The 15,387-nt window shown below is 44.3% G+C and carries 14 protein-coding genes and 1 tRNA gene; 9 read left to right on the plus strand and 6 right to left on the minus strand.

The window, feature by feature from the left end; translation table 11 throughout:
• Positions 1-15 precede the first annotated feature (15 nt).
• Positions 16-1,341 carry a TolC family protein gene (locus tag DW121_RS14605; protein WP_117711495.1) on the minus strand — a complete coding sequence of 442 codons (1,326 nt, stop codon included), beginning with the start codon at positions 1,339-1,341 and terminating at the stop codon, positions 16-18.
• A 347-nt stretch (positions 1,342-1,688) separates the two neighbouring features.
• On the opposite strand from DW121_RS14605, the gene DW121_RS14610 reads away from it, so the two are divergent.
• The 3 genes from DW121_RS14610 (at position 1,689) to DW121_RS14620 (ending at position 3,810) form a co-directional block, all read left to right on the plus strand.
• Positions 1,689-1,988 (plus strand): RNA recognition motif domain-containing protein, encoded by a 300-nt coding sequence (locus DW121_RS14610; RefSeq protein WP_117711494.1) that lies wholly within the window; start codon positions 1,689-1,691, stop codon positions 1,986-1,988.
• A gap of 201 nt (positions 1,989-2,189) precedes the next feature.
• The gene (locus tag DW121_RS14615; RefSeq protein ID WP_118324268.1) at positions 2,190-3,308 is read left to right on the plus strand and encodes a DEAD/DEAH box helicase; all 1,119 of its coding nucleotides are present in this window, start codon (positions 2,190-2,192) and stop codon (positions 3,306-3,308) included.
• Between the two features lie 61 nt (positions 3,309-3,369).
• Positions 3,370-3,810, plus strand: coding sequence for a cold-shock protein (locus DW121_RS14620; RefSeq protein ID WP_117711492.1), 441 nt, complete (start codon positions 3,370-3,372; stop codon positions 3,808-3,810).
• A gap of 236 nt (positions 3,811-4,046) precedes the next feature.
• Here the strand turns inward: DW121_RS14620 and DW121_RS14625 are convergent.
• Positions 4,047-4,120 (minus strand) — tRNA-Met (locus tag DW121_RS14625).
• 254 nt (positions 4,121-4,374) lie between these two features.
• Here DW121_RS14625 and DW121_RS14630 point away from each other — a divergent pair.
• The 4 genes from DW121_RS14630 to DW121_RS14645 all read left to right on the plus strand — a co-directional run bounded on the left by DW121_RS14630 (position 4,375) and on the right by DW121_RS14645 (position 9,250).
• A complete protein-coding gene (locus DW121_RS14630) occupies positions 4,375-4,761 on the plus strand; it encodes an START-like domain-containing protein (protein WP_117713405.1) in 387 nt (128 codons plus the stop codon).
• Between the two features lie 76 nt (positions 4,762-4,837).
• Positions 4,838-6,748, plus strand: a complete 1,911-nt coding sequence (locus tag DW121_RS14635; RefSeq protein WP_117713406.1) for an LptF/LptG family permease — start codon at positions 4,838-4,840, stop codon at positions 6,746-6,748.
• A gap of 12 nt (positions 6,749-6,760) precedes the next feature.
• Entirely contained in the window at positions 6,761-7,975 is a 1,215-nt protein-coding gene (locus DW121_RS14640; RefSeq protein ID WP_117713407.1) for a bifunctional 3,4-dihydroxy-2-butanone-4-phosphate synthase/GTP cyclohydrolase II, read from the plus strand.
• An 81-nt stretch (positions 7,976-8,056) separates the two neighbouring features.
• Positions 8,057-9,250, plus strand: a complete 1,194-nt coding sequence (locus DW121_RS14645) for a pyridoxal phosphate-dependent aminotransferase (RefSeq protein ID WP_118324270.1) — start codon at positions 8,057-8,059, stop codon at positions 9,248-9,250.
• 134 nt (positions 9,251-9,384) lie between these two features.
• On the opposite strand, the gene DW121_RS14650 is transcribed toward DW121_RS14645, so the two are convergent.
• From DW121_RS14650 to DW121_RS14665, 4 genes are all read right to left on the minus strand, one after another.
• Positions 9,385-9,555 carry a DUF362 domain-containing protein gene (locus DW121_RS14650; protein ID WP_117713409.1) on the minus strand — a complete coding sequence of 57 codons (171 nt, stop codon included), beginning with the start codon at positions 9,553-9,555 and terminating at the stop codon, positions 9,385-9,387.
• Positions 9,556-9,692: 137 nt separating this feature from the next.
• Positions 9,693-10,787 (minus strand): sensor histidine kinase, encoded by a 1,095-nt coding sequence (locus DW121_RS14655; RefSeq protein ID WP_118324292.1) that lies wholly within the window; start codon positions 10,785-10,787, stop codon positions 9,693-9,695.
• On the minus strand, positions 10,784-12,655 hold the full coding sequence (locus DW121_RS14660; RefSeq protein ID WP_410492045.1) for an ATP-binding protein: 1,872 nt from the start codon (positions 12,653-12,655) through the stop codon (positions 10,784-10,786). The genes DW121_RS14655 and DW121_RS14660 overlap by 4 nt, the downstream gene beginning before the upstream one ends.
• A gap of 165 nt (positions 12,656-12,820) precedes the next feature.
• Positions 12,821-14,602 (minus strand): DNA polymerase III subunit gamma/tau, encoded by a 1,782-nt coding sequence (locus DW121_RS14665; protein WP_117713369.1) that lies wholly within the window; start codon positions 14,600-14,602, stop codon positions 12,821-12,823.
• Positions 14,603-14,742: 140 nt separating this feature from the next.
• Here DW121_RS14665 and DW121_RS14670 point away from each other — a divergent pair, with 140 nt between their 5' ends.
• Both DW121_RS14670 and DW121_RS14675 read left to right on the plus strand, forming a co-directional pair.
• Positions 14,743-15,051: an FtsB family cell division protein gene (locus DW121_RS14670; protein ID WP_117713370.1), complete on the plus strand. Its 309-nt coding sequence runs from the start codon at positions 14,743-14,745 to the stop codon at positions 15,049-15,051.
• Complete coding sequence (locus tag DW121_RS14675) at positions 15,048-15,383, plus strand: hypothetical protein (protein ID WP_117713371.1); 336 nt, start codon at positions 15,048-15,050, stop codon at positions 15,381-15,383. The genes DW121_RS14670 and DW121_RS14675 overlap by 4 nt, the downstream gene beginning before the upstream one ends.
• Positions 15,384-15,387: the final 4 nt, after the last annotated feature.

Below are 15,387 nucleotides of genomic sequence, written 5' to 3' on the forward strand. Positions count from 1 at the left end.
GATTTGATTAACTTGTTATTTAACTAATGAGTCTATTTGTCCTGTCAGTTTCAGCAGTAACAGGGTGGTAACCCGATAACTGTAATGGGCGCTGATGTAATTATTCTGTGCTTCGCTCATCTGCATTTCGTCTTGCAGAACCTCGGTCATAGAAGCGATTCCTTCGCGGTAACGGTCCATGGTAACGGTGTATACGTCTTCGGCAAGCAGGTAATTGTCTTTTTGTTTTTTGAAGTTACGCTGATTATTCATCAGGTCGTTGGTAGCATTCAGATATTGGGTTTGCAGATTTTTGCGGGTATTTTCTTGTGCCAATCGCAGGTTTTCAATGTCTATTGCAGCTTTCCGGGTTTTGTAGCGTTTATCCAGCCCGTCAAAGATAGGGACGCGCAGTGACAGTCCCAGCCCATAGGAACGGAACCAGTGATTGGACGGTCCGGAGTGGAACCAATGGTAGGCTTTGTCAGTATAAGCAGAGAACATCCAGCTACCGGTCAGGTTCAGTGAAGGGATGTAGCCGTAGCCAATCATCTTTTTTTGTTTTTCGGCCATTGCTTTTTGTGATTGCAGCAGCTGTAACTCGTATAGATTCTCGGATAATCCGGTCAGTGCCACGGGAGTGATGTTTTCGGAATTTACCGGGACTAACGCTATTTGCTCATCGGCCGGATAGTCCATAATATATTTCAGCAGATTTAGTTGCTGTTCTTGCATGGCCTGTACATTATCGTATTGCACTTTCAGATTTTCCAAGTTGATATTTACCCGCTTAACGTCTACTTCCATAGCCATTCCATTATCATGGAAGGCCATAGTAATGTCTTTCAATTCTTCCAATCGGGTAATATTGGCTTTTATCAATGTGATTTGTTCGGCAGTGGTCTGTCCCAGATAATACATTTTGCATATCTCCAGAATGAGATCCTCACGTGCCTTTTCGTAAGAAAGACGGTTTATTTCATCCATAATTTTGGCTATGGATACGGTGGTGTAAAGTGTCTGGTTGTAAAGAGGCATTTGTAGCTGTAGCCCTGCGTTAGCATTGAATCGCAAAGTCTGGGTTATGTTATATGGGTTTCCATAGGCAGAACCGTCCGTAACGGATACAGGGGGATCTATATTGTCATTATAGTTGGCAAATCCATTGATTTGAGGCAATAGTCTTGCTCTGTTTTCGGAAACTCCGTATTTGCTTTTCTGCATTTCCTTACGTTTGCTTTCCAAAGACAGGTTGTTTTCTATACCTATTTCCAGACACTCTTTCAGTGTCAAGGTCTTTTGGGCATCCCCTTTAGCTATTGCCAAACAGAGAAAGGCAAAAGTGAATAGTAGTTTTTTCATAATAATCACCAATAATTTGTGCAAAGTTAGCGGCTTATTATAGAAAAATACTATCCATATATAGATTGCTTATGTTCATATTTTCCTTTTTCTAAGGGTGAAAATAGGTAAATAGCAACTGTTTTGAATTTCTGTATGTACTTAATAAATGATAATAATCGTCTTTCTTGTGAAAAAAAACAGATAGAAACGTATTTATCAAGTTTATTATACTACCTTTGTCGCCAGAGTTTGAGTTACGAATCATTATCGTATAGTTCTTCTTTTAATATATTATTAGTAAGCAGTCCTCTTCTTTAATTATCCTCCTCACTCCAATTTATTATTTATTTTATAACATTTTTAGAATGAACATTTACATTTCAGGTTTAAGTTATGGCGTTAATAATGCCGACTTGACAAATTTATTTGCAGAGTTTGGAGAAGTTTCTTCAGCTAAAGTAATCCTTGACAGAGAAACAGGTAGATCCAGAGGATTTGCTTTTGTCGAAATGAACGACGACACAGAAGGACAGAAAGCTATTGACGAACTGAACGGCGTAGAGTATGACAGCAAAGTCATTTCAGTAAGCGTTGCACGTCCTCGCGAGGAAAGACCCTCAAATAGTAGACCCCGCGGCGGTTATAACAACTCCAGAAGATATTAATATCAGGATAAAGGCAGGAAACTTGATTTCCTGCCTTTTATAAACAACTACCGTATTTTTTATTTAGCGGAAGCGCTCCGCTCCACCACCTGCACTTTTCATTCTAAAAAGATTTATCAGACTTTTTGTATGGGCCACTTGAGTGAAGCGTGCTCAGATTATACTTGTGCTAATATTTTAGTACACCCAAAAACAATATATATGACATTTAAAGATTTAAATATAACCGAACCGATTTTAAAAGCAATTGAAGAAAAAGGATACACTAATCCCACCCCTATACAAGAAAAAGCGATTCCTGCCGCATTAGCGGGAAAAGATATATTAGGCTGCGCGCAGACCGGTACAGGAAAGACTGCCGCATTTGCCATCCCCATCATTCAGCATCTGCAAGCTAATAAGGATAAAAACAAAAGCATCAAAGCCTTGATACTGACGCCTACCCGTGAGCTGGCCTTACAGATTAGTGAGTGTATAGACGATTATGCAAAATACACACAAGTTCGTCATGGAGTTATCTTTGGAGGAGTGAATCAACGCGCGCAGGTAAATATGTTACATCAAGGAATTGACATACTGGTTGCTACTCCGGGACGTTTGCTTGACTTGATGAATCAAGGATATATCCGTCTGGATGATGTGCGTCACTTTGTGTTGGATGAGGCAGACCGTATGCTTGATATGGGATTTATCCATGATATCAAACGCTTGTTGCCTAAGCTTCCGAAAGAGAAACAAACATTGTTCTTTTCGGCTACTATGCCCGATACTATTATTGCTTTGACCAACTCTCTTTTGAAACAGCCGGTAAAGATTAGTATAACGCCCAAATCATCTACGGTAGATGCTATTGAGCAAACTGTTTACTTTGTAGAGAAGAAGGAGAAAAGTAAATTGCTGATTTCTATTTTACATAAAGCGGAAGGGCAGTCCGTGCTTGTCTTTTCACGTACCAAGCACAACGCAGATAGAATAGTCCGGGTGTTGAGTAAGGCAGGTATCGGTAGCCAAGCCATTCATGGAAACAAGAGCCAGAATGCACGGCAGTCTGCGTTGGAGAATTTCAAATCGGGTAAGATACGTGTTATGATAGCGACTGATATTGCAGCCAGAGGTATTGACATCAACGAATTGCCATTAGTTATTAATTACGATCTTCCTGATGTACCTGAAACTTATGTACATCGTATAGGACGTACAGGCAGGGCCGGCAACTCAGGAACTGCATTGACTTTTTGCTCACAGGAAGAACGTAAGTTGGTCAATGATATTCAAAAGCTGACGGGGAAGAAGCTCTGTAAAGCGGAATTTGCTATTTGAGATTGTTTCTAAGTTTATTATTTATTCAACAGTTATACATCAATTATAAAATATAAGTTCTATGGCAAAATCCATGACAGTAGGAAAACGTGAAAATGAAAAGAAAAGACTTGCTAAACGGGAAGAGAAACTGAAGAGAAAAGAAGGTAGAAAGTCTAATAAAGGCAGTTTCGACGATATGATTGCTTATGTGGACGAATATGGAATGATAACCTCGACTCCGCCTGAAGAGAATATCAAGAGGCAAGAGGTTAAGATAGAGGAGATAATGATTTCTACACCCAAGAAGGAAGATGAAGGGCCGGTGGTTCTGAGAGGGCGGGTTGAGTTCTTCAATGAGTCCAGAGGCTTCGGTTTTATTAAAGACCTTTCAGGAGTTGAGAAATACTTCTTTCATGTGAACAATGTTGTTACGGAGATTAAAGAAGGTAACATTGTTACATTCGACCTTGAGCGCGGAGCAAAAGGAATGAATGCTGTTAATATTTGTTTGGAAAAGTAATTTATCTAAGCCCCCCTTCCACCCGCTATCTCGTATAAACAGGAAACTTCGGAAGGGTGGAAGGGGGCAGGTGCAAACTGAAATCCAAGAATATTTCCTGTTTTGATGTATATCATAATCCGTTTTGATGTACATCAAAACGGATTATGATATACATCAAAACAAGTTTTTTCCGGCTTAAAAACAAAAAAGACCGCCAAGAGTGGAAGCCTCTCAACAGTCTAAATCTTCATTTGTAGCGGGACCCGGGATTGAACCGGGGACCTCATGATTATGAATCATGCGCTCTAACCAGCTGAGCTATCCCGCCATCATTTCTCGATTGCGGGTGCAAAGATATAGCTTTTATTTAAACTGCCAAAATTTTTGAGTGGATTTTCTATTATTTATTTTGTTGAAGGGAGTGGGTAAACAATTTTATTCTTTTCTTTTTGTGACATTGTGCTACATTATCAGCTACTTAGCTCGGTTAGATAAAGCTGTGCTGAATAAAATTAATGAATTATTTTTTCTAATTAGAAAAAAGTATTTATCTTGGCTGACGCAATAAAAGCAGAATAGACTATGGAAAGAAAAAAAATACATTTGGAATATCTCTTGAATGCGACTTCTAAAAGTATTCTTTGGACGGCAATAAGTACTCCTACCGGTTTGGAGGGCTGGTTTGCGGACAGGGTTCAGTCGGACGACAAGATCGTCTCTTTCTTCTGGGGTAAAACAGAAAAGCGTGATGCCGAGATTATTGCCGTACGGGCATATTCTTTTATTCGTTTCCGCTGGCTGGATGATGAAAACCCGCGTGAGTATTTTGAATTAAAGATGACAAACAATGAGTTAACCAATGATTTTGTACTTGAAATTACCGACTTTACCAATGCGGATGAAGCAAGCGATTTGCGTGAATTGTGGGAATCTCAGGTAGATACTTTGCGTAGAACATGCGGTTTTTAGTTAACTTTCAATTAAAAATTTCCCGTACTCCCTTTTTTGTGCTACTTTTGTGCGTTCATTGCATGAAACGAGTAAAATGCTGCGCATAAAAAAGTTAGATATATTTATATTAAAGAGCTTTGGTATGCTCTTTATGGGCACTTTCTTCATTTGTCTTTTCATCTTCATGATGCAATTTCTGTGGAGATATGTAGACGAAATGGTAGGGAAGGGGTTGGAAATGAACGTCCTTGCTCAGTTTTTCTTCTATTCGGCACTGACGTTGGTGCCGGCTTCATTACCTTTGGCTATTTTGCTGGCAGCCCTTATCACTTTTGGTAATTTTGGAGAACGTTTTGAGCTGCTTGCCATGAAAGCGGCGGGTATTTCTTTGCTGAAGATTATGCGTCCGCTGATAATTTTCATATCCATTATTTGCTGTGTTTCTTTTTATTTTCAGAATGTTATCGGACCTAAGGCGCAAACTAAATTATGGACGCTGTTGGTATCCATGAAACAGAAGTCTCCCGAAGTGGACATTCCCGAAGGGGTGTTCTACGATGAGATAGACGGCTATAACTTGTACGTCAAGCATAAGAACCGCGAGACGGGTATGCTGTATGATGTACTGATTTACAATTTCGAAAAAGGGTTTGAGAATGCGCAAATAATCAAGTCGGACTCCGGCAGACTGGAAATGACAGCAGACAAACAGCATCTTTATCTGCACCTTTACAGTGGTGAACAGTTTGAGAATTTGAAGTCGCAGAATATGAACCAGAAGAACGTACCTTACCGTCGGGAAACCTTTGTTGAGAAGCATGCGATTATAGAGTTCAACTCGGACTTCAATATGGTGGATGCCGGATTTATGAGTAATCAGTCCAACAGCAAGGACATGAAGATGCTGCAGGCAGGTATTGATTCTATGAAAGTTCAGAATGACAGTATCGGGCGTACCTACTATAAAGAAGCTATGGCAAGTACCTATAAGGCTACCACCAATACATTGAGTAAGGCAGATACAGTAAAAATAGAATCTGCCCGTTTGGGCAGTTACGATGTGGACAGCCTGTTCAATGTGGCTACTCTGACGCAGAAGCAGAAGATAATGTCTACGGCGGTCAGCCGTGCGGAGAGTGCGGCAAGTGACTGGAGTTTCAAGAGTTTCAATCTTTTGCAGACGGAGACCAGCCTGAGACGTCACATGACTTCTTGGCATGAGAAGCTGACACTTTCTTTGGCGTGTCTGATTTTCTTCTTTATCGGTGCACCGCTGGGTGGTATCATTCGCAAAGGCGGTCTGGGTATGCCTGTGGTGGTGTCCGTGCTTATTTTCATTATTTATTATATCATTAATAATACGGGCTATAAAATGGCGCGTGACGGCAAGTGGATTGTATGGATGGGTATGTGGACCAGTACGGCGGTGTTGGCGCCATTGGGTGCATTCCTTACTTATAAATCGAATAATGATTCGGTGGTGCTGAATGCTGACGCTTATATCAATTGGTTCAAGAAGATAGCCGGAATCCGTAGTGTCCGTCATCTTTTCCGGAAGGAAGTGATTATCCATGACCCGGATTACGTCCGTTTGCCGGACGAACTCCGGCAGTTGTCGGCAGATTGCCGGGCGTATGCCGACAAGAAGGCTTTGATGCGTGCGCCCAATTACTTCAATTTATGGATGAACGATACACCGCACGATGAGGAAGTGGCGGCGCTCAATGATCGTATGGAGGCTTTGATAGACGAAATGTCCAATACCAGATCGATACCGTTGCTGACGGCGCTGAACAATTACCCTATCATAGCCGTTCATGCCCATGTGCGTCCTTTCCGTAACTACTGGCTGAATATGCTGTGTGGAGTGATAGTTCCTGTCGGTTTATTTTTCTATTTCCGTATTTGGGCATTCCGTATCCGATTGAATAAGGACATGGAACGGATTATCCGTACGAATGAAGAAATACAGAATATTATAAAGGTCAATCAGAATAAACAATAAAAGAATAAATATATGGAAAAAGTAAAGTTGAATACAATAGAAGAGGCTATTGAAGACTTCAAGGCCGGTAATTTTGTGATTGTAGTCGATGATGAAGATCGCGAAAACGAGGGCGACTTGATTATTGCTGCCGAAAAGATAACGCCGGAGAAGGTGAACTTCATGCTGAAACACGCACGTGGAGTGTTGTGTGCTCCGATTACGGTGTCTCGTTGCAAAGAACTGGATTTGCCTCACCAAGTGTCCGACAATACCTCTGTGCTGGGTACTCCCTTTACGGTAACTATTGATAAGCTGGAAGGTTGTACAACCGGTGTTTCTGCGGCTGATCGTGCCGCAACCATTCAGGCTTTGGCCGATCCGTCTTCCACTCCCGCTACTTTTGGTCGTCCCGGGCACATCAATCCGTTGTATGCTCAGGAGAAAGGTGTGTTGCGTCGTGCCGGTCATACGGAGGCTACAATTGATATGTGCCGTCTGTCCGGTTTCTATCCGGCCGGTGCGCTCATGGAGATTATGAATGAAGACGGTACGATGGCACGTCTGCCCGAACTGCGTAAGATGGCGGATGAATTTAACTTGAAACTGATTTCTATCCGCGACATGATAGCTTATCGTCTGCAACAGGAATCCATTGTAGAGAAAGGTGTAGAGGTGGATATGCCGACAGAGCATGGACACTTCCGTCTGATACCTTTCCGGCAGAAGTCCAACGGCTTAGAGCATGTGGCTTTGTTCAAGGGTACTTGGGCGCCCGATGAGCCTGTTTTGGTGCGTGTGCACTCCTCTTGCGCCACAGGAGATATCTTCGGTTCTATGCGTTGCGATTGTGGCGAACAGTTGCACAAGGCTATGGAGCTGATAGAAAAAGCCGGTAAAGGAGCTATCGTATACCTCAATCAGGAAGGTCGCGGCATCGGATTAATGGAGAAGATGAAGGCCTATAAACTTCAGGAAGACGGTATGGACACAGTGGATGCCAACATTTGTCTCGGACATCTGGCAGACGAGCGCGACTATGGAGTAGGGGCTCAAATCCTGCGTGAGTTGGGTGTGCATAAAATGCGTTTGCTCACAAACAATCCGGTGAAACGTGTCGGTCTGGAAGCCTATGGTTTGGAGATTGTAGAGAATGTACCGGTAGAAACAAGCCCGAATCAGTATAACGAACGCTACCTGCGTACGAAGAAAGAACGTATGGGACATACTCTTCATTTTAATAAGTAACTGTCTTTTTGTTTTAGTATATCAAAGAAAATCGCTTATTTTGCAGCCGGATTTGCATAACAACCATTAAATAGTAACAAAATGAACCAATTATCAGATCGTTTGAACAGCTTGTCGCCTTCTGCGACGCTGGCTATGTCTCAAAAGAGCGCAGAGCTGAAAGCTCAAGGCGTAGATGTAATTAACTTGAGTGTCGGAGAACCTGATTTTAATACACCCGACCACATAAAAGAGGCTGCAAAAAAGGCGATAGACGATAACTTCTCTCGCTATTCTCCCGTTCCGGGTTATCCGGCCTTGCGTAATGCTATCGTAGAGAAACTGAAGAAAGAGAACGGTCTGGAATATACAGCTGCGCAGATTTCTTGTGCCAATGGAGCCAAGCAATCGGTTTGCAATGCAATTCTGGTATTGGTAAATCCGGGTGACGAGGTGATTGTGCCTGCACCGTACTGGGTTAGCTATCCCGAGATGGTAAAGCTGGCAGAAGGCAAGCCGGTGATTGTTACAGCGGGTATCGAACAAGACTTCAAGATTACGCCTGCCCAGTTGGAAGCGGCTATTACGCCAAAGACCAAAGCCTTGATTCTTTGTTCTCCTTCCAACCCTACCGGTTCTGTATATAGCAAGGAAGAACTTGCCGGACTGGCTGCCGTATTGGCTAAGCATCCGCAAGTGGTTGTCATAGCTGATGAAATCTATGAACACATCAATTATATCGGCAAGCACCAGAGTATTGCGCAATTTCCGGAAATGAAAGACCGTACGGTTATTGTAAACGGTGTTTCCAAGGCTTATGCCATGACCGGCTGGCGCATCGGCTTCATTGCCGGACCGGAATGGATTGTGAAGGCTTGTAACAAACTGCAAGGTCAGTACACATCAGGTCCGTGCTCTGTATCTCAGAAAGCTGCGGAAGCGGCTTATACAGGAACGCAAGTTCCGGTAGAGGAAATGCGTAAGGCTTTTGAGCGTCGTCGCGACCTCATAGTGAAGTTAGCTAAGGAAGTGCCGGGATTTGAGGTTAACGTGCCGGAAGGCGCTTTCTACCTGTTCCCGAAATGCAGTTCCTTCTTCGGCAAGTCTGTGGGTGGCCGTAAGATTGACAACTCCGATGATTTGGCTATGTACTTGTTGGAAGTAGCCCATGTAGCTTGCGTAGGTGGTACATCGTTCGGCGCTCCCGAATGTATCCGTATGAGTTACGCTACCAGTGACGAGAATATCGTAGAGGCTATCCGCCGTATCAAGGAAGCCTTGTCAAAACTTGCATAAACTTTTTTATCGGCAACCCGCTGCAGATTGAGACACAGTCATTTGCGGGCGGGTTGCGATATAGCTTTCTCGGTGTTAAAATAAAAAGGCCCGGTTTCAATGAAACCGAGCCTTTCTTTTTTCTTAGGATTGTATTATTCTCCCGGATGAATTGCTTCAGAGGGGCAAACATCTGCACAAGTACCACATTCAGTACAAGTTTCAGGGTCGATAGAATAGATATCGCCTTCAGAGATAGCGCCTACCGGACACTCGTCGATACAAGTTCCGCAAGCAATACAATCTTCACTAATTACGTAAGCCATTTTCTTTAATTTTTTAATTATTAGTACTAATTGGTTCGGCAAAAATAGCTGTTTTCTTCAATACTTGCTACCAATCTTGATTAAAAACATTTAATTTGTATGCTGTCTAAATAGTAGTAAATGTAACCTGCATAGAATCAGGTTGTAAGCGATGGATATGTGAATACTATAGTTGGAATTTCCCATGATTCTTTCTCTATCCGGAAGCTTCCGCCGAAATGTTGAAAAAACAGTTCGGCGATTCTCTGGTGTATGGCGGTCTTTTGTGATGCAAAGGCCGGATCTGCCAGCGGGCTGTTTTCTATTCGGCAACTAATCTCTTGGTTCTCCGGCTGGTAGTTCAGTTGCATTCTTACCTTTCTTGTTTCTTGGCACTCAACGGGGTAAAGCAGCATATTGAATATCATTTGGGTAAATCGGCTGACATCTGTGTGGATAATGGCATCGCCAGCATCCGCTTGCAACTCCAAGAATATCCTTCCTTCACTCTGCATTTGTATGAGGCAAGGCAGTTCGTTGCACCATTCCTGCACATTATAGTTTTGCAACTGGAACTTCATCATATTGGCTTCCAAGCGCGAGAGGTCGAGTACATTGTTTACAAGCTGAATCAGCTCCGTCGAGTTATTCTGGATGATGCCGGAATATTCTCTTTTCTCCTCTTCGTTCAGGCCTGTATCCTCGGTCATTAGTTGCGAGAATCCCACTACATTATTAAGCGGGATGCGTATGTTATAGCTCATATTCGTCAGGAAGCGGCTTTTTATTTCATTCGCTTCTTCGGCGATGGCGGTTAATCTTTTCATTTCTTTTTCATCTTCTTGCAGGCGTTTCCGGCTTCGGTATATGCGGATGTTGAAAAACAGCAGTGCAATAATGATGATAATGGATATTAGCAGGCTTATTTGATGAAACAGACTGCGTCTTTGCTCCTTTTGCAGTACGAGTTTGTCCACGTTGTACAGAGAGAGTATCTCTTTCATCTGCGAGGTAGTGACAAGGTTGTATAGCGAGTCTTTGGCTTTGAGGCTTTTTTTATAAAAAGAGAGTGCCTCTTCCGGTTTGCCTGCCCTGACCAATGAATCGGCTTGCCGGATACCCCGGTTTATGGCATATTGCATTTCCATCAGTCGCTGATGTGGAAGGGGGTGTTGGGATGTAGCTTTTGTATCGGCAGCTTGTGCGGATAAGAGCAATGCGAGGACAGCTCCTATGATGAGTAACTTTTTCATACTTCCTCCTCCTTTCTGCCTTTGGTGGTGCATGGTTGTTGGACGGGGTGGGTGAAACAGAACCGTGAGCCTCCTGTGTAGTCGGGGTCAATCCATATTTTTCCGCCGATATGTTCAATGATAAGCTGGCAGATGGAAAGTCCCAGTCCGCTTCCTTGTGTGTTTTCGTTCAGTTTCTCGAAACGTTGGAAAATATTGGCCTGTTTGTCTTTCGGAATGCCGCAGCCTGTATCTGTTACGGAGAAAAGCAATTCCTTTTCCGATGCTTTTTTAAGTTCCAGCGTAATGCTGCCTTGTGGTGTAAACTTGGTTGAATTAATCAGCAAGTTTATCAGGACTTGTTGCAGGCGTGAGTCGTCAGTCTCTATCTCCATGCTTTCCAGTTCCGTTGCGAAGTGTATTTCAGCTTGGGTCTGTTTCACTTTGCTGACGGTGTCGGTCACATTCCGGCAGATGGTGACAATGTCATGTTTGGCGATGCTGAATTGTATTTTGCCGAATTCAAGGCTCGACAAATCTATCACATCATTAATGAGTTTCAACAATAATTCGGAGTTCTGCAAGATGACCTCATTGCATTGGCGGCGTGTTTCATCGTCCAGACTTTCCTCTGTCAGCAGTGAAGAGAAACCGGAGAGGGCATTTAGGGGGGTACGTATCTCATGGCTCATATTCGAGAGGAATATGCTCTTGGCAGACGTAGCGTTTTCTGCACGGGTGCGCAGGCGTTCCAACCTTTGGGTGGACATAGCTACTTTCTTCCGCTGTTTTCTAAGTCTGAAAGCTATAATGGTGAACAAGAACAGCAGTATGATACTTCCTGTCAATATTCCGGTGATAAGCCGGTTGTATTCTTCCCTATTGGCTATCTCCATTTGGTCTACCTGATATTTGGCACGCAGGATATTGATTTGCCGGGTGTAGCCTTCGGCGGTAAGCGTGTCTACGGTGGGATATAACTCCTGATACAACCAGCAGGCGGCCATTGCTTCTCCTTGTATCTTATGCAGGTATATTGTTTCCAGTGTAATCCATCGGTAGTAGGTAGACCGTTTGTTGACCGAATACTCCTGCCTTAACTCTTCATATAGTTGCAGTGCTTTCTTCCAGTTGTCCTTGTCCCAGTTGCCCATTGCCCGGTAGTAGGCAGCGGCGGTATATTTCAGGTGGAAGTAGTAAAACGTTTCGGGGTGCAGCCGGTAGATGGAATCCATGCTTTGCAGGCATTTGGCGGCATCTTTTAGATAAGTTTTCGAAAGATGTCCGTGCGAGATGGCGTAGTTGGCTTCTTCGATGGCAGCGAAGAAGTCGGTGGCGTAGTCGGGTCTTTGTAAAAGAGTTTTTTCTATCTCGTCCAATACCTTTCTCGCTTCTTTCAGTCGTCCTTTACGTTGCAAGGTGTTGGATTTCTTTAGCAGAAGTTGGATGCGGTAGGGGTGTTGCGGGGAGATAAGATTCAGTTCCTTCAGAGCATCTTGATAAGATTCCAGTGCTTTTTCGCATTGGTTGGCTACGGTGTAGGCATCTCCGATGGCTTGGTTGGCAACTACTATTCCGAAGTTGTATTTTGTTTCTTTGGCTTCTTCGTACATCAGCCGTGCGCGGTCTATGGCGAGACTTATGTCTCCTCGCAATGTGTAGGCATTGGCAAGTTGCAGTTGCAGTAAGAAGTAGTTTCCTTTATCTTGATTCTTTGTCCTGAGGTCCGGCAGGACGCTTTCGCTCCAGCAGATTACACTGTCTAATGGTATATATTCGTTATAAAGTATCTTTTTCTTGACAAAAGTTTTTAGTGTGTCCAATTTGTTCACATTGGTTGCAGCGCATATTGAAGTGGCGAATGTTATACATATCCCCCATAGTATCATCAATATTGCACTACTTTTTCTCACCATTTATTATGTTTGTCTATTTTGATTATAATTGGCAAAAATAAACATAAAATACGATGTACAAAATAAAATATAATGATTTTATTACCAACAAGTTCTGAACAGGGAAGCTGAATGCTCTTCTTGGTTCTGTCGGAACATTTAGTAGAGTTCCAGTCCGAATTCCTCTTTCAGTTGCAGGAGGGCGTCATTCTTTTGCGCCATCATTTGGAATTTTTCGACGCGGCCGTATGCACGAACCTTTTCTGTGGGTGCGCTGATGCGTACTGTCATAGTTACCTTTCGGTTCTTCAAGCGGGTGCGCAGATACTCCTGCAGTTGGGGAATCATGGCGGTAAATTCTTTTGCAATAATTTCATTATCTACGACAGCTTCAAAAGTCGTTGCATTTAGCAGGCTGACGTGCATATTTTGCATACGCTTGGCGATGGCTACCTGTTCTTTGGGCATACGTCCTGCATACTCCTGCCAGTAGTAGTTCACATCTCTTTCATTGAAGATGTAGTCTTCTTCCGGCTGTGCAGCTTGTTGTACGGCGGCAGTTGCAGCGGTGTTCTTGGCTTCTTCTTCCGCTTTCGGGCGTTTAATGGATACGCCGAGACCTGACATTTTCACTACCGGAATTTTTCTTTCTTCCTTTCCCTGCGCCAGCAATATGGCGGCAGGGGTGGTACGGGTGGTCGTTGCGGCCGCTTGTGGCTTGGCGTTGGGTGTTGCTTGCGGCTGGGGCGCAACAGGGGCTGCCTGCGGCTGTTGTACGGCGGCAGGTTGCGTAAATATGGGTTTTATAGCTTGTTTAGGGCTACGCCCATTAGCTACATCGTCCCCCTCGGCGGTGATTTGGGCTACCTGTATCAGGGTCAGTTCCACCAGAAGCCGTTTGTTTTTGCTGGCGCGATAGTTCAGGTCGCAATCATTGCACAGCTTCATGGCTCGGTAGAGGAAAGGCAGCGGGCATTTCTGCGCTTGCGTTTGGTAGCGTTGGCGGATGCTTGCGCCTACTTCGAGCAGGGGCAGTGTACCCGGGTCTTTGCTTACCAACAGGTCGCGGAAGTGCGAGGACAGGCCGGTGATGAAATGGCTGCCATCGAATCCTTTGTTCAGCACATCGTTCAGCAACAGCAGGGCATCGCCTACTTTATTTTCAAGGAAGTGGTCGGTCAGTTTAAAGTAATACTCGTAATCCAGTACGTTCAGGTTCTCGATTACGCTTTGGTAGGTGATGCGTCCGCCGGTGAAGCTCACTACTTGGTCAAATATGGACAAAGCGTCGCGCATACCGCCGTCGGCTTTCAGGGCGATGACGTTCAGCGCTTCCGGTTCGGCGGTGATGCCCTCTTTGGAGGCTACGTAGGCAAGGTGGGCTACGGTGTCCTCCACGCTGATGCGGTTGAAGTCGTATATCTGGCATCGCGACAGGATAGTCGGCAATATCTTGTGTTTCTCGGTGGTGGCAAGGATGAATATGGCATGGCGGGGCGGTTCTTCCAGAGTTTTCAGGAAGGCGTTGAAGGCTGAAGCCGACAACATATGTACCTCGTCGATGATATATACCTTGTATTTGCCTATCTGGGGTGGGATGCGTACTTGCTCCACCAGTTGCCGGATGTCGTCCACCGAGTTGTTGGATGCGGCGTCCAGTTCGTGGATGTTGTAGGAACGCTGTTCGTTGAAGGCGGTGCACGATTCGCATTGGTTGCAGGCTTCTCCCTCTGCCGTGGGACTCATGCAGTTGATGGTTTTGGCAAAGATACGTGCACAGGTCGTTTTGCCTACACCGCGCGGACCGCAGAAGAGGTAGGCGTGTGCCAGTTTGCCTGTGGCGATGGCATTCTTCAAGGTGGTAGTCAGGGCACGTTGTCCCACTACCGATTCAAAGGTCGAGGGGCGGTATTTTCGTGCCGATACGATATAATTTTCCATATTCAGGGTGTTCTTATCACTTATACAGAGTGCGGAGACGTTGCGGTTCGTCTCAGCTTTTGTGCAAATGTACGCAAAAAAAAGAAATTTTTCAGTTATTCCTCTTATCTTTGTGCTCAAAGAAACAATAACTGAATTACATGGATAAACTTGCTTCCCTCTGGTTGTTTGTCCGCAGGCGCAAATATTTGATAACGCTTGTGTTGTTTGCCGTGCTTGTCGGTTTTCTGGACGAGAACAGCATTGTGCGTCGTCTCGGTTACTATCGTGAGGAGACGCGTTTGCGCGGAGAGATAGAGAAGTACCGGGCGGATTATGAGGAGAATACCCGCCGCTTGAATGAGCTTGCGGTAGATTCCGGCGCTATTGAGCAGATAGCCCGTGAAAAGTACCTGATGAAGAAGCCCAATGAAGATATTTATGTATTTCAAGAAGATATAGAAGAATGAAACAACTGATACCCGCTCTTTTCACAGTAGGAGCCATAATGCTCTTGATAGGTGCTGCCGTTTACGTCACCGGTTGGCAACTTTCACCTTATATATATACGATAGGCGCAACGTTTGTTGCTTTGGCGCAGATTAACTCACCTTCAAAATATAAGACTCCCACTATCAAGCGTCTGCGCCGTCAGCAGATATTCGCTGCATTGTTGCTGGTGCTTACCGGAGCGTTCATGTTCTTTACGCATGGCAATGAGTGGATTGTTTCGTTGACGATTGCGGCAATTCTCGAACTTTATACATCGGTACGCATTCCGCAGGAAGAGGCTAAGGTTTAGGGAC

Origin of the sequence: Bacteroides sp. AM10-21B, from assembly GCF_003472565.1 — a bacterium.
Lineage (GTDB): Bacteria > Bacteroidota > Bacteroidia > Bacteroidales > Bacteroidaceae > Bacteroides > Bacteroides propionicigenes.